Origin of the sequence: Macrococcus equipercicus (assembly GCF_024205945.1) — a bacterium.
GTDB lineage: Bacteria > Bacillota > Bacilli > Staphylococcales > Staphylococcaceae > Macrococcus > Macrococcus equipercicus.
Genome location: NZ_CP073809.1, coordinates 1,167,930 through 1,189,298, shown reverse-complemented (window position 1 = coordinate 1,189,298; position 21,369 = coordinate 1,167,930). Strand labels below are relative to the sequence as shown.

The following is a 21,369-nucleotide window of genomic DNA, read 5'->3' as shown; positions in this document are numbered from 1 at the left end:
TTTGTATATTAACGGTCGCTGATAAGCTGCTTGTTCTCATCCAGCGTGAATCCTTCGCCGAGAACATCATGCACTTCAAGCAGTGAGACAAAAGCATGCGGGTCGACCGCATTGATGATCTGCTTCAGCCGGGTGATTTCATTTTTTGGAACGACGCAGTACAGTATCGGCCGGCTGTTCTTTGAATAGTGACCTTGAGCTGATAACTGGGTCACGCCCCGGTCGAGCAGGCTGTTAATTTCGTCGCCGATCTTCTCGTGATGTTCAGAGATGATGAATGCACCACGCGCTGAGTAGCCGGCATCCTGTATGGCGTCAATCACACGGGCACCGACGAACACACAGACGAGCGTATACAAAGTGAGTTTGTAGTCACCGATGGCCAGGAGTGTCAAGGTCATGACGAAGCAGTCAAAAGCAAACATAGTCCGTCCCATAGGTACGTCGAAGTACTTCTTCATCAGCCGGGCTAAAATATCAACTCCGCCTGTCGTTCCGCCGAAACGGAATATAATGCCGAGCCCAAGACCGATGAGGACACCGCCGCATAAGGCGACAAGCAGCAGATCGTCCTGCAGATTGATGTGAACCGGCATAAGTCCGCATAAATAGAGAAAGACGGAGACACTGATAGTGCCGATCAGCGTATAGACAAATGATGTTTTTCCGAGCAGTCGATAGCCGACAAAAAACAGCGGAATATTGAAAATTAAGTTCAGTACAGCAGGGCTCCAGTTAAATAAATGATATAATATAAGAGCAATGCCGGTGAAGCCGCCTTCTGTCAGATGGTGCGCCATGTTAAAGTTGACGACGCCGAAACTAAAGATGAAACTACCCAGCAGAATCATTAAAATATTGAGCGGCTTGATTTGAATGCGCAATTGATTACCCCCTTTATACTCCATAATAAACATGAAACCGTGATATAGGCAATAGGAGGGACTATGAAAACTTTATTTGAGATGCAGCGGCAGGTCGATGATTACATCAACCAGTTCAAAGCGGGTTATTTTACACCGATGGAAAATATGGTCCGGCTGACTGAAGAAGTCGGCGAACTTGCGAGAGAGATCAACCATGTATACGGGCCGAAACAGAAGAAACTATCAGAACAGGAAAAGGAGATCGGTCTTGAGCTTGCAGATAATTTATTTGTCTTAATCTGTCTTGCCAATTCGATGAATTTGGACCTGACCGATTATTTTGAGCAGACGATGACTAAATTCAACACGAGAGACAAGAACCGCTTCGAAAGGAGCGAGCTATGAAATTTGCCATTATCGCACATGACCAGAAGAAAGAAGCACTTGTCAGCTTTATTAAGCAGCACATTGATGAATTCAGCAGGCATGAGCTGTTTGCGACCGGTACGACAGGTCTGAGAGTATCAGAACAGACGGGGCTTCATGTGCACCGGTTTAACTCAGGGCCGCTCGGCGGGGACCAGGAAATCGGGGCGCTCGTTGCAAATAAAGAGATCGATGCCATCTTTTTCTTTCGGGATCCGCTCACAGCTCAGCCCCACGAGCCTGATGTCTCTGCACTGCTCAGACTCTCAGATGTCTATGACGTTCCTCTGGCGACAAATGAGGGGAGCGCCGGCGCCATCATCAGTTATTATGAAAGCTTAGGTGATTAAAGTGAAGATAGGAATTACATGTTACCCGACTATGGGCGGCTCAGGGATTATAGCGACGGAGCTTGGACTGAAGATGGCGGAGCGGGGCCATGACGTTCATTTCATTACGTCGAACACGCCGTTTAGAATACAGTTTCACCGGCCGAATATTACGCTTCATCAAGTAGACGTCAATCAGTACGCGGTCTTTCAGTATCCGCCGTATGATATAACGCTTGCCACTAAAATTGCGGAAGTCATCAACAACTATGATCTGGATGTACTTCATATGCATTATGCAGTGCCGCATGCCATCTGCGGCATACTGGCCCGCCAGATTGCAAGGAGAGACGTCAAGATTGTCACGACGCTGCACGGTACGGATATTACGGTGCTCGGCTATGACTCTACACTGAGAGAAGCCATTAAATTCGGTATTGAAGAAAGTGATGTCGTGACGAGCGTCAGTGATGCGCTCATTGCGGAAACTAAGCAGGTCATCAATCCGGATAAAGAGATTGTGACGGTTTATAACTTTATCAATGAACAGGATTTTGAGACTTGTGACAATCCGGATTTAAAGCGCATTTATGGGATTCCGGACGACTACAAAGTCATGACGCACGTCTCGAACTTTCGCAAAGTGAAACGCATCCAGGATATTCTGCAGACCTTTAAAATTACCCGGACAGCACTCAAAGCGAAGTTACTGCTGATCGGCGATGGACCTGAACTGGCCAAGATGCGGCAGCTGGCCGACAAGCTTTGCATCGCTGACGACGTCCTGTTCATCGGTAAGCAGGAAAAAGTGGCACCGTTCTATCAGCTGTCAGATTTATTCCTGCTGATGTCTGAGAAGGAAAGCTTCGGCCTCGTCCTGCTCGAGGCGATGCACTGCGGCGTGGTCTGCATCGGTACACGTGCCGGAGGAATCGGTGAAGTCATCAGCCACGACGAAACAGGTCTGCTTGTTGACGTCGGTGATACAGAGACAGCAAGCGACTATGCGGTCAAGCTGCTGACGGACGATGTGTATTATAAAACACTCCAGCAGAACATGCTTGCGGATATTAAGAGACGGTTTGCGTCCGATCATATTACAGACCAGTACGAACAACTGTATCAGGAGCTCATCGATGGACAATATCGCTAAGCTTGAGACGGCAGTGCCGATTATCGAACAGCTGAATGCACATGGGCATTCAGCCTACATAGTCGGCGGCGCTGTCCGGAACTATTTGCTTGATATACCGATCAACGATGTGGATATCACGACGAGTGCGACGCCCGATGAAATAGAAGCGGTTTTTGAGCGCACGGTTCCTGTCGGCAAGGAACACGGAACAATCATGGTCCTTGATACAGGAGAGCCGTTCGAAGTGACGACTTACCGGATAGATGGGACTTATGAAGATTTCAGGCGGCCGGATGAAGTCATCTTTGTGACTGAACTGAAAGACGACCTCCTGCGACGGGATTTTACCATCAATGCGATGGCGCTGGACAGTGCGCTGCATGTCGTTGATTATGCAGACGGACAGCATGACCTTAATCATCGGCTCATCCGTGCAGTCGGCAATCCATATGACCGTTTTCATGAGGACGCGCTGCGGATGATCCGTGCCTGCCGCTTTCAGAGCACACTTGATTTTCGGCTTGAGGACGAGACGGCAAGGGCGATGAAGACTCATGCGCAGCTGATCAGTCACGTAGCGATTGAACGAATTATCGTGGAGTTCAGAAAGCTGCTGCAAGGGCTGAATCCCGAGGCTGCCCTGATGACCGTTGAAGCTGCCGGTATTCATGCAGCGATTCCTGTGCTGCAGCAGCTGGAGCCGTTGATGAAGCCTCGGCATGCGGTGACACTGGAAGCTTATTTCGGCTACTGTCTTTACAAGGGCCAGTTCGTCGAGCGCGGACTTGCGCAGCTGAAGCTGTCCAATCAGGAAAAGAAGGCCATTAAAGCATCATGTGAAATTTACCGGGAACTGGACGCTGGAGCGGCGATGCTGCTCGTCTATAAGTACGGGGCGGCGCTCGTCATCAACTGTCTCGACATGCGGGCGGCGCTCGGTATACCGGCCGTGCTCACAGCGGCCGCGGTCCGTCAGCTGCATTCAGCGCTCCCGATAGAGGACCGTTCAGAAATGGCCGTCGATGGTCACCTGCTGATGACTCACCTCGGCCGCAAAGGGGGGAGCTGGCTGAAGGGACTTCTCGGCCGCGTTGAGGAACATATTGTGCTTGGCCGACTGCCAAACAATAAGGAAGCTATTTTAAAGTGGGTTGATGACAATGTCTAAATACAAATATAAAATTCTATCGTATCTTTATGACCATAAAGAGAGTTATGTCTCGGGTCAGCATATAGCGGAGCAGCTGCAGATCAGCCGTACAGCTGTATGGAAAACCATCGAATCCTTGAAAGATGAGGGCTTTGTCTTTGACTCCGTTCAGAACAAAGGCTACAAGCTGGTTGAATTCCCGGACGTCTGGGACAACAATCTGATGCAGCTGATGATCAGAAAATCTGATTATTTCAGCACGATCTATGTTGACCATGAAGTGACTTCCACTCAAAAAGTGGCTCATGAGAAGCTGCTGGATAACAGCGAGCCGTTTATTGTCATCAGTGAAGTTCAGACAGCCGGCCGGGGTCGCTTTAACCGGGTATGGGACTCGCAGGGTAAGAAAGGACTGTGGATGAGCCTCGTCTTCAATCCGCATATCCCGTTTGCAAAAATCGCGACGTTCAATCTGTTTATCTCTCTTGCTATCGCCGAGACGATGCGGGATTACGGGGTCAACGCGACCGTAAAATGGCCGAATGACATCTACATCAATGACAGAAAAGTATGCGGTTTTCTGACGGAAATCAGCGGTGACTCAGCAGGTGTGCATCATATCATCTGCGGCATCGGCATCAATCTCAACCACATGCCGGCAGACTTTCCCGAGGAACTGCAGACGACGGCGACAAGTATCGCGCTTGAACGGGGCAGGACAGTCAACCGCTACGCCTTTTTTGAAGCGCTGTACCAGCAGATTGAGCGGAGCTATAACCAGTTTATGACGCTTGAATTCAGCGATATAAAGGAACAGTATAAAGCGTATTCCAACATATGGGGGAGGACGCTGCGCTATACAGAGGGCAAAAAACAGATTTTTGGGGAAGCGGTTGATATTAAAGATGACGGCCGCCTGATCGTCCGGGATGAAGCAGGAAACACCCATCAGTTCATCAGCGCTGATATAGAAATGCAGGTGGACTGAGATGCAGCTAGCCGTTGTTGATATAGAGACGACAGGAAATAATGCCGCCGTTGATGATATCATCCAGATCGGTATCATCCTCATGGAAGATAACCGGGTCATCGAACGCTTCGACAGTTACATTTATACGGATGAAATGATTTCCCCGTTTATTGAATCATTGACCGGCATCAATAATGCGATGCTTGAACAAGCGCCGACATTCAGTGAACTGGCGCCGCGTATTCTTGAACTGCTGGAGAACAAAGTGTTTGTCGCCCATAACATCAGCTTTGATCTGAACTTTCTGACCCAGCTGTTCAATAAAAATAATTTATCGTTCAATCCCCGCTATACCATCGACACGGTGGATCTGTTCAAAATTTTCTATCCGGATCAGCCGAGCTATCAACTGAGTGTCATTGCAGCAGCACTTGATGTCCCGCTTGACGATGCTCACAGTGCGATTGCAGATGCAGAGGCGACTGCGGCCCTGCTGATCAAATGTCTGGATAAGGCAGCCTCACTGCCGAAAACGACACTGATTCAGCTGTATCATCTGGCGAAACGACTGAAGAATGACATCGACCATCTGCTGTTCCCGCTGATAGAGGCGCACCGTTCGGAAGATGACCTGCCGGAAGCATCCGGATTGAAATACATAGCGGCAGACCGTTCGTTCGTCCAAGGAACGTTTGACGGGACACTCGCACAATTTTATGCAGCGATCATAGCCGACAACGACTTGAATTACCGGAAAGAGCAGCTGTATTTAACAGAGCTCATCTACGATAATCTGGTGACGAGCCAGGTCAAATTGATCGAGGCAGAAGTGGGCAGCGGCAAAACACTGGCCTATTTGACGGCAGCCGTCTATTATGTACTCACTCACAAAGAGAATGTGCTCTTTACGACGGCGACAAAGGCACTGCAGCAGCAGCTGATTCATGCGGACGCAGCTAAGATTGAAAAGACGTTGAGACAATCACTTCCGCTTGTGCTGCTGAAAAGTAAGCGGAACTATATTTCTGTTGAGTTTGTTAAATTCATACTCGCTGACAAAAAAGAAAATCACGATATTCTGCTGCTGAAAATGCAGCTCCTGGTCTTTCTCGTTGCAGGGCAGGACGGTGATATTGAACGCATGAACTTGAACGGCGGCCGCAAAATTTATTTTGAGCTGATGAGGAATCTCTATAAGCCGAAGCAGGATACGTATCTTTATCAGGACGTCAAAACGATCGCTGTGCCGATGCTCGGTGTGACCAATCATTCACACCTCCTGCATTCAGGCTACGAAGGATTTCCGAAGTATTTCCAGCATCTTATCATCGACGAAGGCCATCAGCTGCAGGAAGTGGCATTGAACCATACGTCTACAGAATGGAGCTACCAGAACATCAAATACAATCTGTCACAGCTGTCTAAGGAGGACGGTCTGTTATTCTCGAACTACAGGGCTGTACAGACGAAGCTGTCGATTGATTCACTGATGGCCTCCCACTATGAGCTGAAAGAGCAGATACAGGAGATCGAACGCTGCAATGACCTGTTTTTCGATGACTTGAGCTATGACAGCTCTCAGCCTTTCACACGGCTGGGCGCTCATCTGCTGCTGGATGACCTTGTGGCCAAATGCATGCAGTTTCATTTAATCATAGAGCAGCTGCCTGTCAGCCGTATCGTCAAAAAGCAGTCGCGCTATGTGCTGCAGATCTATCAGCAGATCAAGCAGGCGATTGATAAGGGCAGACTCGTTTTTTATAACACGTCTGCTAATAAGACAACACTGACGATATATGTCAAAGACCGGAAGCTTGAGGAACTGTTTTCAAAACAGCTGATCAGTCATTTCGAGTCTTTAGTGCTGCTGTCAGGTTCACTGCTGCTGGACCACTCCGTTGCACATTTAAGTCCGCTCCTCGGCCATCATGAACGGGAGATCATTGCGTTCAATCCGATGCACCGGAGTGACAAGGTCACTTTCTTCATTCCTGACGACGTGCCCGTGTTCAATCATCGGTCGACGCAGGGGTTTATTGAGCAGGTGATTTTATATATCACTTCTTATTTAGCGACCGGTCATAAGAAGATGCTCATCCTGTTCAACAATTATCAGCTGATCATGGAAGTGGAGCAGTATTTGGAGGCGATGACTGATCATGTCCGGCTCGTCCAGACACCTCAGTCCAATCCTCATAAGCTGCTGACTCAGTTCAATCAGCTGGACAGCGGTATCCTGCTCGGTACGCAGTCGTTCTATGAAGGGCTGGACTATCAGTCGGATGCCTTTAAATGCGTGATGATTGTCAGTCTGCCGTTCATTCACCCGAATGATAAGCGGGTCATGCTGATGCAGGATGAAACAGGAGACAGCTTTGACAGCTATCAGCTGCCGTATGCCGCTACAAAAGTCAGACAGGCAGCAGGCCGGCTGATCAGGAATGAGACGGACGACGGCATCATTCTATGCATGGACCGCCGCATTGTAGAGGCGCACTACCACCAGGTCTTTGATGGAGTGCTTGACCAGTATACAGTCAGACGGGGCAGATTAGACGACTTCATCGACTGGATCGAGAAAAATAAGCCGGTCAACAATAAATGATTTAAAGAATCAAGTTAACTTTGGTAAACTATAGTTATCATAATGTTAAGGAGCTGTACTCATGGAACTATCTAACCGCGTCAAACAACTGAGACCTTCATCCACGCTTGCCATTACAGCGAAAGCTAATGAATTAAAAGCAAGCGGCAGACCGGTCATCGGTCTTGCTGCCGGGGAACCTGACTTTAATACGCCGTCGAATATCATTGAAGCGGCATTTAAAGCGGTCAACGAAGGAAAAACAAAATATACACCGGCAGGCGGGCTGCCTGAACTCAAAAAAGCGATTCAGCACAAACTGGCGAAAGACCACTTGAATTATGAGCTGAACGAGATCATGGTGGCATCAGGTGCGAAACATGCACTCTATAATTTGTTCCAGTCCATTTTGAACGAAGGGGATGAAGTCATCATACCGATTCCTTACTGGGTGAGTTATCCGGAACAAGTCGTGCTGGCAGGCGGGAAGCCCGTCTATGTCTTTACAGATGAAAGCACGGAGTATAAAGTGACAGCAGAAATGCTCGAACAGGTGGTCACACCGAGAACGAAAGCACTGATTCTGAATTCACCGAGCAATCCGTCAGGTGTCATCTATGAACGGGAAGAACTTGAATCAATCGCAGACTTTGCAGTCAAGAACGACATCATCGTAGTGTCAGACGAGATCTATGAAACATTGATCTACGACGGCAGCCATGTGAGCATCGCGAGTTTAAACGATGACATCAAGCGCCTTACGGTCGTCATCAACGGTGTGTCAAAAAGTCATTCGATGACCGGCTGGCGTATCGGCTATGCGGCAGGCGATGCAGCACTCATCAAAGCGATGACGGATCTTGCCAGCCATTCAACAAGTAATCCGACGACACCTTCCCAGTGGGCAGCAGTCGAAGCATATAATGGTGATGAGACGTTCATCGATGAGATGAACAGCATCTTCAAGGAGCGCCTTGAGACCATCTATCCTAAATTGATGGAGATTCCGGGTATTCAGTGCATTAAACCGCGCGGGGCGTTCTATCTTTATCCGAATATCAGCGAAACGGTCAAGTTATGTGGTCTTGAGTCAGCGGATGAATTTGTCGAGCAGCTGCTGGAGGAATCACTTGTAGCCGCTGTACCGGGCTCAAGCTTCGGCTCCCCGGATAATATCCGTCTGTCTTACGCAACGGATTTAGCGTCAATGCTTGAAGCTATTGATAGAATGAAACAATTTGTCGAGAAAAGAATGGAGAACAACTCATGAAAATTACAATCAATCAGGCCGGCAGTCACGTCGGTGAAACAGTGACGCTTGGTGCTTGGATTTTAAACAAGCGCTCAAGCGGTAAAATTGCATTTCTGCAGCTGCGGGACGGCACAGGCTTCATGCAGGCAGTTGTCGTTAAGGAGAATGTCGCTGAAGAGCTGTTCAAGACAGCGAAAGGGATTACTCAGGAGACGTCGCTCTATGTGACAGGCATCATTAAAGAGGACGAACGTTCAGATTTCGGTTATGAGATGGAAGTCACCGGCCTTGAGGTCATTCATGCGGCAGTTGATTATCCGATCACGCCGAAAGCCCATGGTCCTGAGTTCCTGCTGGACCACCGTCATTTATGGCTGCGCTCAAAACGCCAGCATGCAGTGATGAAAATTAGAAATGAAGTGATTCGGGCGACCTATGAGTTCTTCAATAACGAAGGATTCACTAAAATCGATCCGCCGATCTTGACAGGAAGTGCACCGGAAGGCACAAGTGAGCTGTTCCATACGAAATACTTTGATGAAGATGCGTTTCTTTCCCAGAGCGGTCAGCTCTATATGGAAGCGGCAGCGATGGCCCACGGCAAAGTGTTTTCATTCGGGCCGACATTCCGTGCAGAGAAATCCAAGACACGTCGTCACCTCATCGAGTTCTGGATGATCGAGCCGGAGATGGCATTCTTTGAACATGAGGACAGCCTTCGTGTACAGGAGAACTATGTCAGCTTCGTCGTCCAGTCAGTGCTTAAAAACTGTGCGCTTGACTTGAAGATTCTTGGCCGCGATACAGAAAAACTAGAAAAAGTGGCGGCGCCTTTCCCGCGTATCACTTATACAGAAGCTATCAAGCTGCTTAAAGAATGGGGCTTTGACGACATAGAGTGGGGTGATGATTTCGGTGCACCGCATGAAACAGCGATCGCCAATCATTATGATCTGCCGGTGTTCATCGTCAACTACCCGACGAAGATCAAGCCGTTCTACATGCAGCCGAACCCTGAGGAAGAAGGCACAGTGAAATGTGCTGACTTGATCGCACCGGAAGGTTACGGTGAAATTATCGGAGGCTCTGAACGTATTAATGATCTGGAGCTGCTTGAGACGCGTATTAACGAGCATGGACTTGATCCGGCAGCTTATACGTATTATACGGACCTGCGTAAATACGGCAGCGTGCCGCATTCAGGTTTCGGCCTTGGCCTTGAACGCACCGTCGCTTGGCTGTCCGGCGTAGAGCATGTGAGAGAAACAAGCCCGTTCCCAAGATTGCTGAACAGATTATATCCATAAAAACAAAGAGGCTGGGACGAACGTCTCAACCTCTTTCTTGTAGGTGAAAAATATGCAGTATATTAACCAGCAGATGGCTGTGCCAAAACAGCTGATTAAATATTATCCAAAACTTGCCATCAATGAAACAGAGTTAGCTGTCCTGCTGAAGCTCATTCTGATTCATCACGAGACGAGCGAAATGCCCTCGTTTGAAGCAATGGCGCAGGAGACGACGCTTGAGGTGAACGAGGTGGCCGCGCTTATTCAGGGGCTGATACAGAAAGACCTGCTGCATGTCTCTGTCGGACAGGCAGGCAGTCAGTACAGTGAACACTTCTCACTGCAGCCGCTCGATGACCGCCTGCATGCTCAAACTGACAGTGATGAAACAGCGCAGAAACAGCTGGATTTCAGTCAGCTCTTCGAACGGTTTGAAGTCCAGTTCGGCAGACCGCTGACACCCATTGAGATGCAGACGCTGACGCACTGGATAGATACAGACCATCATTCCACCGACCTGATCAACGCCGCACTTGACGAAGCGACTATCCATGACAAGCTCAGTTTCAAGTATATAGACCGCATCCTGCTGAACTGGAAAAAACGCCATGTCAAAACAGTCGATGACTCCAAAACTGTACGGAAAGATTTCGAGCAGACCAAACAGCTGACAAAGACGATTGAGAACTTCCCGGTGTTTGACTGGGTGAATGGAGATAATCCATATGATAAGTAAGAAGAAGACAATGAAGATGCTGGATGTCATCGCAGCTATGTATCCGGATGCGGAATGTGAACTGCTCCATGATAATCCGTTTGAACTGACTATTGCGGTGCTCATGTCGGCCCAGTGCACAGATGCTGCTGTCAATCGAGTGACCCGTTCATTATTCCAGAAATATAGGACGCCGGAGGATTATCTCGCAGTCCCGGTGGAAGAGCTGATGGATGACATCCGGTCGATCGGTCTCTACCGGAACAAAGCGAAAAACATCCAGGCGCTCTGCAAAATACTGATAGAACAGCACGGCGGTGACATTCCACGGGAACACAGTGAACTCGTTAAACTGCCGGGAGTCGGACGTAAGACCGCCAATGTTGTAGTCTCTGTCGCATTCGGTGTTCCCGCGCTGGCTGTTGATACGCATGTGGAGCGTGTGTCAAAACGACTCGGTATATGTAAGTGGAAGGACAGTGTGACGCAGGTCGAAGAGACACTATGCAGTAAAGTGCCGCGCGAGCGCTGGAACAAAACGCATCATCAGCTGATTTTCTTCGGCCGTTACCATTGCCTCGCCCGCAACCCGAAGTGTCATGAATGTCCACTGCTTGCAGACTGCAGAGAAGGCCGGAAACGGAAGAAGGTGATTACAGATGCAGAGTGAAGAATGGTTTCTAGAGAAGGAAGAGCAGCTGGATGCACTCGCGGATCAAAAAGCACTTCACCGTGAAGAAGGTGTCGCGCTTATCGCTGCGTACCGCACAGCACTCCTCGAAATGATGTTTGAGATCAATGACCGTGAAGTGGATTTAGCAGCGCTGTCAGCACTTGAGTATAAGCCGCTGAATGTCATAGAGCGGGTGGATTACTTCTCACAGGATAAATTCCATTTCATGAGATATCAACAGATGAAAACAATGAGACAGGAACTTAAAAAATTGAAGGCAGTCATGGAAATCAGGAAGAAAAGAAACAATAAATAGCATACTATAATACAGAAAGCGTCGGAAGGATATCCTTCCGACGCTTTCTGTATTGATCATTAATTCGATGCGGCTTCGGTCGTAACGGCTTTCGTTATGACGGCTTCTGTTGTCGGTGCTTCGGTCGTGACTTGTTCTGTCGTTGTCTTTTCCGTCGTCGGTGCTTCGGTCGTGACTTGTTCCGTCGTCACTTGTTCCGTTGTCGGTGCCTCAGTCGTGACTTGTTCCGTCGTCACTTGTTCCGTTGTCGGTGCCTCAGTCGTGACTTGTTCCGTCGTTGTCTTTTCCGTCGCCGGTGCCTCGGTCGTGACTTGTTCTGTCGTTGTCTTTTCCGTCGCCGGTGCCTCAGTCGTGACTTGTTCTGTCGTTGTCTTTTCCGTCGCCGGTGCCTCGGTCGTGACTTGTTCCGTCGTTGTCTTTTCCGTCGTCGGTGCCTCGATCGTGACACTTTCCGCCGATTCAGCTTCCGTTGACGCTTGTTCCGTCACTGGGCCCTCAGTTGCAACAGAGGCTGCACGTTCATTAGATGATCGCGCAGCTTCTGTAGTTGATACTTGATATTCAGTTGAAGAATGATTTGGGTCTGTCGTCACTGAGTTATCAGGATTTGTTCCGGTGACTTGCAGTTCATTGCCGACTTCTGTGACGGATGCTGGTTTATCAAAATCTGCGCCGTCATACGAACTGATAGTGCTCATGACATTTCTAAATAGAATCTGCGGCATCACCTGTTCATCGTGACCGACGAATGAGTTGACACCGTCCGGAGCTATTTTAGTAAAGCCCATCCATACTGACATCGTATACTGCGGTGTATATCCAGTGATCCAGACATCTTTCGCAGCATCATCCGGCAAATTGTAGTCCCGGTAAGTTTCATCTGCATACGTAGACGTCCCTGTTTTTGCAGCCATATTGAGCCCTGGAATACCAGTGCCGTAAGCTGAACCGTATGGCTCAAAGACATCTTTCAGCATATCTGTGACCATATAAGCCGTGTAGTCTTCCATCACTTTTTCGGAGCGGTGCGTGAATTTTATCGTTTCATCGTCCTGAGTGACAATCTTTCTGATGGCAGTCGGCTCATTATACTGACCGCCGTTGCCGAACGCTGAGAACGCGGCTGCCATTTGTTCCGGTGAAAACTCAGAAGCGCCGCCGCCGAGTGCTTCGGCAGGTCCGAGGTCTTTTGTGCTGTAATTCAATCCTAGATTTTTCGCGAAATTATATGATGCGTTGTTACCTGCATTATTTTTAACGACCTGGAATGTTTTAAGGGCAGGGATGTTATAGCTTTTACGCAGCGCGTCACGCATCGTCACAATACCGTGGTTCTGTGTATCATAGTTTCTGAATATATTGCCGTTAATATCATATTCACGTTGATCTTGTAGTTTATGGTCAGTCGACCATTTTTCATTCTCGATGACAGGACCATAGCTTAAGATCGGTTTGATGGTAGATCCGACGGCATGGGGATCAGTCGCCTGATTGCGGTTAACAACGTCCATATAGTTACGGCCGCCGGAAATCGCGGCAAGTCCTCCGGTCTTCGTATCAAGAATCGTCACACCTGCCTGCTGGTCATCATTTTTATAGGCGATCATATTGTTGACGTTATTTTGCAGGACCTGCTGGGCATTCATGTCCATATTAGTATAAATGCTGAGCCCGCTTGTCAAAATATCATTGATTGATTTACCTTTAAATGCATTGTTTTTCTTGATCTCATCTTTGATGACATTGACGTAGGATGCATAGCGTTGATCGTTCTGATCGATATTCTTGCGGTCTGCTGTTGTGCGATGGACGAGGTTAGTCGTCAAATCTTCATTTTGCGCTTTCTCCATCTCCGCTTTCGTGATTCTGTTATGACGGTTCATTAAATAAAGAACTGTGTCTTTTCGTTTCTCTGCTGCTTCAGGATGGTCATAGATGTTGTAGCCATTCGGAATTTGTGGGAGACCCGCAAGATAAGCAGACTCAGCAAGTGTCAGATCGCTTAAATTTTTATTGAAATAATATTTAGCCGCAGTCTTAATACCGTATATGCCGTCTGAATAATAAATTTTGTTCATGTACATCGTAAAGATATCATTTTTACTGTATTCCTGCTCCAGTCGATAAGACAGGTAGGCTTCCTGCGCCTTACGTTCAATCGACTTTTTCTCTGTCAGGAATGAGCGTTTAACGACCTGCTGGGTCAAAGTGGAAGCACCTTGTGAACCGAAGCCGCCGGTCACATTTTTCATAACCGCACCGGCCAGACGTCTGAAGTCGAGAGCACCGTGCTCATAGAAGCGGTTATCTTCAGTGGCAAGAACCGCATCACGCATCTGGTCAGGAATTTCATCGAATTTGACGCTTTCACGTTTTTGCCCCATGTACAGCACTGTTGCCAGCTGATTATTTTTGTCATAGATCTTTGTAGGAAGCTGGTCCCTTAAGCTGCTTTCATTGAATGACGGAGCTTTCCATGCATAATAAATAAATAACATAAGGCCTAATACGAGTACTAGAGCCGCTGCAATCACTGCACCACCGATTATTTGAAGTATTAACTTCTTGTTATTTCTTTTTTTCTTAGTTGTTGCCATGAATTACTCCTCGCTCTCATCTTTCAAGTTCAAGGCTGCTAAATAGTCCAGCCGCGGTTGATACTCATATGGTATCAATATACCATCGTTTTTAATTTCTGTTAAAGCAATTGATTTTCTGCCGCCCTCGGTCATCCGTCTCCAATAGACGGAGAGCCGCTCAAAAGGAAGCAGATAAACTTCCTCCAGCCTTGAGAAATGGACGAGGAGGAAACAGATACCGCCCTGTTTTGCAACCCGTTTCATATGCTCTATTTGATGCAGATGGATATTCTGCAGCGGGAAGCTCGTTTTATTATGCGTCTCTTTTGCTTCAAAATCAATATGTCTGCCGCGATAAATCCCGTTATAATCCGTTGTTGAGGGTGTCTTGAAATAAGCTTCTTTGATCACTGCTTTACTGCGCATCGGATAATCCACTTTGACGATCTGCACCGGTGTGGGCTTTTTGTGGATAACCGCTATATGATGCGTGATATAATAGTGATTCGTCTTATCGATCGCTTCTTCAAATGACATGCCTCGTTTGCCATACTCAATCTTACTATGTTTCTGCTGCTTTGTAACTAAGTCTTTAGTAGTATGTTTTTTTCCGTTCGGATAGTTTACCATTCCAAATCATCCCGATTTTCTTGTATTATAGTGATATAGATGATTCTACCATAACTTAAGTGAGGTGACGTCCTATGTTACATGAATGTATCATTTTTCTGATTGATGATCTGACGGAGATCGAATCGACGTTCGAAGCAGCAAAAAAAGGCCGTGAGTTCAATTTCGTCATCGATATCCAGCCGTTCACGGAGCGGATAGATGCGCACTTGACTGAACTGATGCAGTACGAGGAAACAATCACCGCGCTCAGACTGATGAATCCGCTGAAGCTTGAGCTGCTGGTGAGTCATATAAGGGAGCTGTCGGTATCCTGCTTCTTTGACAGAACAAGCAAAAAGATGTTTATCGACCAATTCAAGGCTGCCCGGCATGACCTTCATTATATCGAAAGACAGACGAAGTGATGAAGACTTTGTATGTCAGTGGCTATAAGCCGTTCGAGCTGAATATATATAAGAACAGCCAGCCTGAAGTGAAGTATATCAAGCTCTTCCTGCAGGAGCGGCTGAAGCAGTATGCAGAAGAAGGACTGGAATGGGTCATTATCAGCGGGCAGCTTGGTGTGGAACTCTGGGCAGCGGAAGCGGCCATACGGCTGAAGAAAAATTATGGCCTGAAGCTTGCGATTATCACCCCTTTTTTAGAACATACCTCCAAATGGAATGAAGAGAACCAGCTGTACTACCAGAAAATTCACGGAGCCGCTGATTTTGTCACCACTGTCTTCGAGCAGCCCTATCAAGGAGGCTATATGTTTAAGGCGGCAACGGACTTTATTGTGAATAATACGGACGGTGCGCTTGTGCTGTATGACGATGAGCGGGAAGGGAGCCCGAAGTATACGCTGAGGACACTCGTTGATTTTACAGCTGAAAATGACTATACTATGGATATCATTTCACTGGATGATCTGTCAGTGTTCATAAACGACTACTTAAGTAACCAATGGGAGAATGGATGAGGTGTAACGTATGGATGATTTAACGTTGAAATTATCGGCAAAAGATATTTACGAGAAAGAATTTGAAAGAACGATGGTCCGTGGATTCAAGCCGGAGGATGTCGATGGTTTTCTTGATGAGGTAATCGCGGATTACCAGAAGATGGGTGACCTTAATCAGCAGCTCATCAAATTAATGGACGAAAATAAAAAACTGAAACGTGAAGTGGAGGATCTTAGAATCCGCGTCGCCACTGGTAGAGCTGATACTGGCGGGCAGCACAATAACTATGACCTGCTGAAAAGAATCTCAAATCTTGAAAAAGCTGTATTCGGTAAATAGTATTTTTTAAAATGATGTGCTATAATGAAAAGTAATTGTGAAGATATCTCGGATAATCGCTATATACATCGTATATAGAGGAAAGTCCATGCTCACACAGACCTGAGACGGCTGTAGTGATCGTGCCTGGCGAAACAATAAGCCAGGGCATTAATTTGACGGCAACGACCAGACCTAAGTCCCTGGATATGGTCTCAGTAGTTTGAAAGTGCCACAGTGACGTAGCTTTTTTAGAAATAAAAAAGGTGGAACGCGGTAAACCCCTCGAGTGAGCAATCCAAATTTGGTAGGAGCACTTTTCTAGCGGAAATGAACGTATAGAAGAGGTATGGTTACATACAGACAGATGATTATCACCGGCGTACGAGAGTGACTAGACTCGCCAGCAGTACTAAGGAACAGAACATGGCTTACAGAGATATCTTTCTAGGTTAGCTCTCCCGTTACGGAGAGCTTTTTTATTTGTCAGTTTATCGGGTATAGTAGGTAGACAAGCAGAATTTATTTTTTTGACTTAAAAATAATAATAACAATATTATGTAAACTTATTATAAAGGAGAATATTATGTATCAGTTATTAGCGACGACACCGATGGGGATAGAAACAGTGGCAGCAAAGGAAGTACAGGCTTTAGGCTATGAGACTGAGACAGAAAACGGCCGTGTGCTGTATAAAGGCGATGCAAGAGCTATCGTCAAATCCAATCTATGGCTGCGCAGCGCAGACCGGGTGAAGATTGTCGTCGGCAGATTTAAAGCTGTGACATTCGATCAGCTGTTTGATAATACTTGTCAGCTGCCATGGGAGGATATCATCGATGAGAACGGCAGTTTCCCGGTCTCCGGAAAAAGTGTTAAATCAACGCTGCACAGTGTGCCGGACTGCCAGGCGATCGTCAAAAAAGCGATTGTTGAACGACTGAAAAGAGCGCACAAAAAGCAGGGCTGGCTGACCGAGAACGGCGCACTCTATAAAGTAGAGGTTTCGATTCTGAAGGATGAAGTACTGCTGACGATCGACACATCAGGAGCAGGGCTGCATAAGCGGGGCTATCGTCTGGCGCAGGGTGAGGCACCGATGAAAGAGACGCTGGCGGCAGCTCTTGTACTGCTCTCCAACTGGAAGGGCGCTACACCGTTCATCGATCCGTTCTGCGGGTCCGGGACCATTGCGATTGAAGCCGCAATGATCGCGCAGAATATTGCACCGGGCTTCAACCGTGACTTTGCAAGTGAGGAATGGAGCATTATTCCTGACGGCATGTATGATGAAGAACGCATAAAAGCGGAAGACGCGGCAGACTACGATAAAGAAGTGGCGATTCAGGCCAGTGATATCGACCCTAAGATGATTGATATTGCGAGAAATAATGCGGCGGAAGTCGGCTTTGCTGATATTATCGACTTCAAGCAGCTGAATGTCCATGACTTGAACTTACATGCGGAACGCGGCGTCATCGTCGGCAATCCGCCATACGGGGAACGAATCGGGGAACGCCGTGAAGTGGAAGCGATGTATACTTATTTAGGAGAATTGCTTAAGCGCAATCCACAGTGGTCGCTCTACATTATGACGAGCTACAAGGAATTCGAAGTGCTCGTCGACCGGAAAGCGACGAAAAGAAGAAAGCTTTTCAACGGCTACCTTGAATGTACTTATTATCAGTACTGGGGCAGAAAATAGCATCGAATAATGACAGACAGCATAAACATGCTGTCTTTTTACGGTTGTTTTAAACTGTATACTTTCTTTATAATAGGACATATCATTGATTCAAGCTAAGGGGATTCAGATGGACGTTAAACAGAAGATTGATTTGCTCTATAAGTTGAAAAAAGAAGTCGAAAAATCAAGTAACACACTGCTCGTTGCTCAGATCAACGAAGTCATCAAGAAAGTTTATGAGGATAAAAAGATCATCAGCTTCGTCGGGCATTTCTCATCCGGGAAGTCATCGCTGATCAACAAGCTGCTGGGAGAAGCTATTCTGCCGAGTTCGCCTGTGCCGACGACAAGCAACTCAGCACAGATCACGATCAGTGCCCATGAAGAGATCATCGTCAATCTTGAGAACCATGAATATGCGGTCGTAGAGGACTATGAGACGGTGAAGAAGATCAACACTGAGAATCAGCGGATTGAGTCTGTTGAAATCAAGCATCAGGCCGAGCACTTGGCTGAAGGGCTGACGCTGCAGGATACGCCGGGGATAGATGCGACGTTCAGCAACCACGAAGAAAACACGATGAAGTATTTGCTGACGAGCGATCTGATCATCTATACGGTTGAGTACAACCATGTGGAGTCTGAGAAGAACTTCAAGGAGATGCAGCGGCTGAATGCACTTGGTGTGCCGCTGATTTTAGTCATCAATCAGATTGACAAACATGATGAGACGGAAGTGGCGTTCGAAGATTTCAAAGCAGCCATCTTGTCCAACATCAACCTCTGGAAGATTGACCTGGAGATATTATATTTCACGTCGATCTATGACCATCCGCTCAACCAGTTTGACCAGCTGAAGAAAGAACTGATGACTGACCAGCAGGTGCTGAATGCAAGTGCTGCAGGCTTCTTCAAGAGAATCGTACCGTATATTACGACTGAACAGCTGCGTTTTCTGGAACAGACACAAAAAGAGCTGCTGGAACAGTTCGGCATTGACGCTGACGGGTTCGAAGATTTCAAAGCAAAGGCGCTGGAGCAGTCTCAGCTGTCTGAAGAGCAGGCGATCTTCAGCGATGAGCAGACGACGCGTGACACATTCCTGAAAGAAATACGTGACATTCTGAAGAACGCTTATATCATCCCGTTTGAAATTAGAGAGCAGATTCGTGAACTGCTGGAAGTCTATGCACCGGACTATAAAGTCGGCGGGTTGTTCGGTAAAGAGAAAAAGCGCGAGCAGCTGAGAAACGATAAGATGGACGCAGTGCTCACTGCACTTAATCAGTCGGTTGACAAGCAGGTGAACTTCCATATTCGCGCGTTCTATCAGAACTATGCGAAGTACACAAAAGATAACAGCTGGATTGAAAGCTGCAAAGATTATACATACAGTGTGACTGCAGAAGATTTACGCGCCCAGATGAAATCACAGGCGCTCATCAACAACGACTATGTCCAGAACTACACAGACCAGCTGAAGAAATTTATCGAGCAGGATGTCGTCCGTGATAACCGGGCGATTATCGCTGATTTTATTCAGCAGCTGGACCGTTCACCTGTGCAGTCGTCAGGTGATAGTAAACAGATGAAGCTGCTTGAGCAGTACGAACAGAACTATGAGCTGATTGACTCATTAACGACTGAAAACTACCGCCATTACTATATTCACGTAGACGAATCGATCGATAAACTGATCGACCGTCATTTAGTGACGCTGACGCTGCAGGAGAACGCACATGAAGCGCAGCACGTGCTCACAAGAAAAGCAGCAGCAGAGACCGACATCGAGCAGGCAGTGAAGACGCTCGGTCAGTTCAGCGGCATCAGCTATTTCAGCGATATCACGGCACGGCTCTGTCAGCAGCTGGACCGCATTAATAATGATGTCACTAGAATCGTGGTCTTCGGTGCGTTCAGTGCCGGGAAAAGCTCGTTGATCAATGCGCTGCTCGGTGACAAGAAGCTGGTCTCCTCTCCCAACCCGACTACTGCAGCAATTACAGAAATCAGCTATGGCCGTCAGCATACGATGAAGTTCAAGACAACAGCCGTGCTGACAGCTGAACTCAATAAAATCGGCCGCGCGGTCAATATTAACGAGCCGACGATTGAAGGATGGTTAAAGACTTATGACAAAGTGCAGCCGGTGCTTGATAATCAGCACAAAAAGTTTATCCAGGCACTTAAAGAAAACTATCATCATTATATGACGCATCTGGCTGAAGGTGATATCATCGCGATTTCAGAGGAAGAAGTCGTCAAATTCACCGCGGTTGACGCGCATTCAGCATTTGTAGATAGAATATACCTGCAGTACGACATTGATTTTCTGCGCGGCAAAGTCATTATCGACTCACCGGGCATCGGCTCGACGAATATGCGGCATACTAACGAGACGACTGAAATTATTGCTGACAGTGACCTGCTGATTTATGTGTCATATTTTAACCATGTCTTTACGGAGAGCGACAAAGCATTTATCTCTTATTTGAATGAGCTGCAAGTATTAAGTGAGGACAGCGAAACATTTTACGTCATCAATGCGATCGACCTTGCGAGAAACGACGCAGAGATTGAACAGGTGACCCGCTACTTCGAATCAGAGCTCGCGCAGTTAAATGTCCCTGCGACATTGTTCCAGCTGTCAAGCAAGCAGGCGCTCGCAGCACAAGATGACCGTTTCAATGACTTTAAGACTGCTATTTCGCGCTTTGCGGCAGTCGACAGCAAGACACAGAAGATTCAGCAGTTCGAACGCGGCGTGAATCAGCTGGCGGCGCATGCTGACTTCATTGTTCAGAACTTTGAGGCCGCTAAAACAGAAGAAGCTGCGCATAAGGCTTATTACGCGAAACTCGCATCAGAGCCGCCATTCACTGCAGCTGTTATTGACAGCAGCATTGACAAAGCAGCGCAGGAACTGAACGAGCAGCTGACGTTTCTCACTGACCGCTTTAACATTCAGCTGCACGACTTGATCAAGACGTACTATAACAGACGGACAGTGGACGATTCAGCGGGCTATTTAAATCATCTGTCGAACCGGCTGGAAGAAGAATTATCAATGATCTCACCGCGGCTGAATCACGTGTTCAATCAGGCGGTGCAGAATCACTCAAGCTTAATCCGCCAGGACCTGCTGGACCATCAGATTATCAGCAGCCCGGCTGAAATGAAGCTCATCCAGCTGGCAGAATCATTCATCGATGTCAAGCTCGGCCGCATCCCCGTTAAAGTGACAGCACGGAGCTATAGAACTAAGGAGACCATCAGTGAATTGTATGAGCGGATTCATGAAGAATCCATGCAGCTGCTGGCAGCGAAGCTGAAAGATTATCAGTCGGCCGTCTCCAGCTATTTAAATGACCGGCGGGAAGCGGTGACCGCTGAGTGGACAGCCAACAATGAACAGGTTCTTGCGGATATTCAGGAAAGACAATCTCAGCAGCTCGATGATCGTGTGGTCAGTCAAATTCGTGCTGCATTATAGGAGTGAGCCA

Annotated in this window: 19 protein-coding genes and 1 other RNA gene; 17 read left to right on the top strand and 3 right to left on the bottom strand. The window is 47.5% G+C overall.

Translation table 11 applies throughout. The features are described from left to right. Positions 1-8: 8 nt before the first annotated feature. Positions 9-851: a YitT family protein gene (locus KFV11_RS06080; protein WP_436970231.1), complete on the bottom strand. Its 843-nt coding sequence runs from the start codon at positions 849-851 to the stop codon at positions 9-11. Between the two features lie 96 nt (positions 852-947). Here KFV11_RS06080 and KFV11_RS06075 point away from each other — a divergent pair, with 96 nt between their 5' ends. The 11 genes from KFV11_RS06075 to KFV11_RS06025 all read left to right on the top strand — a co-directional run bounded on the left by KFV11_RS06075 (position 948) and on the right by KFV11_RS06025 (position 11,705). After that, positions 948-1,271 (top strand): nucleotide pyrophosphohydrolase, encoded by a 324-nt coding sequence (locus tag KFV11_RS06075; protein ID WP_149458663.1) that lies wholly within the window; start codon positions 948-950, stop codon positions 1,269-1,271. After that, the gene (gene mgsA / locus KFV11_RS06070; protein WP_149458664.1) at positions 1,268-1,642 is read left to right on the top strand and encodes a methylglyoxal synthase; all 375 of its coding nucleotides are present in this window, start codon (positions 1,268-1,270) and stop codon (positions 1,640-1,642) included. The genes KFV11_RS06075 and mgsA overlap by 4 nt, the downstream gene beginning before the upstream one ends. 1 nt (position 1,643) lies before the next feature. Further along, entirely contained in the window at positions 1,644-2,774 is a 1,131-nt protein-coding gene (gene bshA, locus KFV11_RS06065) for an N-acetyl-alpha-D-glucosaminyl L-malate synthase BshA (RefSeq protein WP_254249491.1), read from the top strand. After that, positions 2,758-3,924 (top strand): CCA tRNA nucleotidyltransferase, encoded by a 1,167-nt coding sequence (locus tag KFV11_RS06060; protein ID WP_170234532.1) that lies wholly within the window; start codon positions 2,758-2,760, stop codon positions 3,922-3,924. The genes bshA and KFV11_RS06060 overlap by 17 nt, the downstream gene beginning before the upstream one ends. Further along, the gene (locus tag KFV11_RS06055; RefSeq protein ID WP_254249490.1) at positions 3,917-4,894 is read left to right on the top strand and encodes a biotin--[acetyl-CoA-carboxylase] ligase; all 978 of its coding nucleotides are present in this window, start codon (positions 3,917-3,919) and stop codon (positions 4,892-4,894) included. The genes KFV11_RS06060 and KFV11_RS06055 overlap by 8 nt, the downstream gene beginning before the upstream one ends. A 1-nt stretch (position 4,895) precedes the next feature. Then, complete coding sequence (locus tag KFV11_RS06050; protein WP_254249489.1) at positions 4,896-7,481, top strand: helicase C-terminal domain-containing protein; 2,586 nt, start codon at positions 4,896-4,898, stop codon at positions 7,479-7,481. 61 nt (positions 7,482-7,542) lie between these two features. Further along, complete coding sequence (locus KFV11_RS06045; RefSeq protein WP_254249488.1) at positions 7,543-8,730, top strand: pyridoxal phosphate-dependent aminotransferase; 1,188 nt, start codon at positions 7,543-7,545, stop codon at positions 8,728-8,730. Then, entirely contained in the window at positions 8,727-10,019 is a 1,293-nt protein-coding gene (gene asnS, locus KFV11_RS06040) for an asparagine--tRNA ligase (protein ID WP_149458669.1), read from the top strand. Before KFV11_RS06045 ends, asnS begins: the two co-directional genes overlap by 4 nt. A gap of 52 nt (positions 10,020-10,071) precedes the next feature. After that, positions 10,072-10,737, top strand: a complete 666-nt coding sequence (locus KFV11_RS06035; protein WP_149458670.1) for a DnaD domain-containing protein — start codon at positions 10,072-10,074, stop codon at positions 10,735-10,737. Next, positions 10,727-11,386, top strand: coding sequence for an endonuclease III (gene nth, locus KFV11_RS06030; protein ID WP_254249487.1), 660 nt, complete (start codon positions 10,727-10,729; stop codon positions 11,384-11,386). Before KFV11_RS06035 ends, nth begins: the two co-directional genes overlap by 11 nt. Beyond that, positions 11,376-11,705, top strand: a complete 330-nt coding sequence (locus tag KFV11_RS06025; protein ID WP_149458672.1) for a YpoC family protein — start codon at positions 11,376-11,378, stop codon at positions 11,703-11,705. The genes nth and KFV11_RS06025 overlap by 11 nt, the downstream gene beginning before the upstream one ends. Before the next feature lie 59 nt (positions 11,706-11,764). Here KFV11_RS06025 and KFV11_RS06020 read toward each other — a convergent pair whose 3' ends face one another. Together KFV11_RS06020 and recU are read right to left on the bottom strand one after the other, a co-directional pair. Further along, positions 11,765-14,302 (bottom strand): transglycosylase domain-containing protein, encoded by a 2,538-nt coding sequence (locus KFV11_RS06020; protein WP_254249486.1) that lies wholly within the window; start codon positions 14,300-14,302, stop codon positions 11,765-11,767. Positions 14,303-14,305: 3 nt separating this feature from the next. Further along, positions 14,306-14,914: a Holliday junction resolvase RecU gene (recU, locus tag KFV11_RS06015; protein WP_254249485.1), complete on the bottom strand. Its 609-nt coding sequence runs from the start codon at positions 14,912-14,914 to the stop codon at positions 14,306-14,308. A 74-nt stretch (positions 14,915-14,988) separates the two neighbouring features. Here recU and KFV11_RS06010 point away from each other — a divergent pair, with 74 nt between their 5' ends. The 6 genes from KFV11_RS06010 (at position 14,989) to KFV11_RS05985 (ending at position 21,359) form a co-directional block, all read left to right on the top strand. Further along, positions 14,989-15,321, top strand: a complete 333-nt coding sequence (locus tag KFV11_RS06010; RefSeq protein WP_254249484.1) for a DUF1798 family protein — start codon at positions 14,989-14,991, stop codon at positions 15,319-15,321. Beyond that, positions 15,321-15,878, top strand: coding sequence for an SLOG family protein (locus tag KFV11_RS06005; protein ID WP_254250601.1), 558 nt, complete (start codon positions 15,321-15,323; stop codon positions 15,876-15,878). Before KFV11_RS06010 ends, KFV11_RS06005 begins: the two co-directional genes overlap by 1 nt. A 10-nt stretch (positions 15,879-15,888) precedes the next feature. Then, positions 15,889-16,200, top strand: a complete 312-nt coding sequence (locus KFV11_RS06000; RefSeq protein WP_149458677.1) for a DivIVA domain-containing protein — start codon at positions 15,889-15,891, stop codon at positions 16,198-16,200. A 44-nt stretch (positions 16,201-16,244) separates the two neighbouring features. Then, positions 16,245-16,618, top strand: an RNA gene (rnpB, locus tag KFV11_RS05995) — RNase P RNA component class B. A 147-nt stretch (positions 16,619-16,765) separates the two neighbouring features. Further along, entirely contained in the window at positions 16,766-17,884 is a 1,119-nt protein-coding gene (locus tag KFV11_RS05990) for a THUMP domain-containing class I SAM-dependent RNA methyltransferase (RefSeq protein ID WP_254249483.1), read from the top strand. Between the two features lie 109 nt (positions 17,885-17,993). Beyond that, positions 17,994-21,359: a dynamin family protein gene (locus KFV11_RS05985; protein WP_254249482.1), complete on the top strand. Its 3,366-nt coding sequence runs from the start codon at positions 17,994-17,996 to the stop codon at positions 21,357-21,359. The last annotated feature ends 10 nt before the right edge of the window (positions 21,360-21,369 follow it).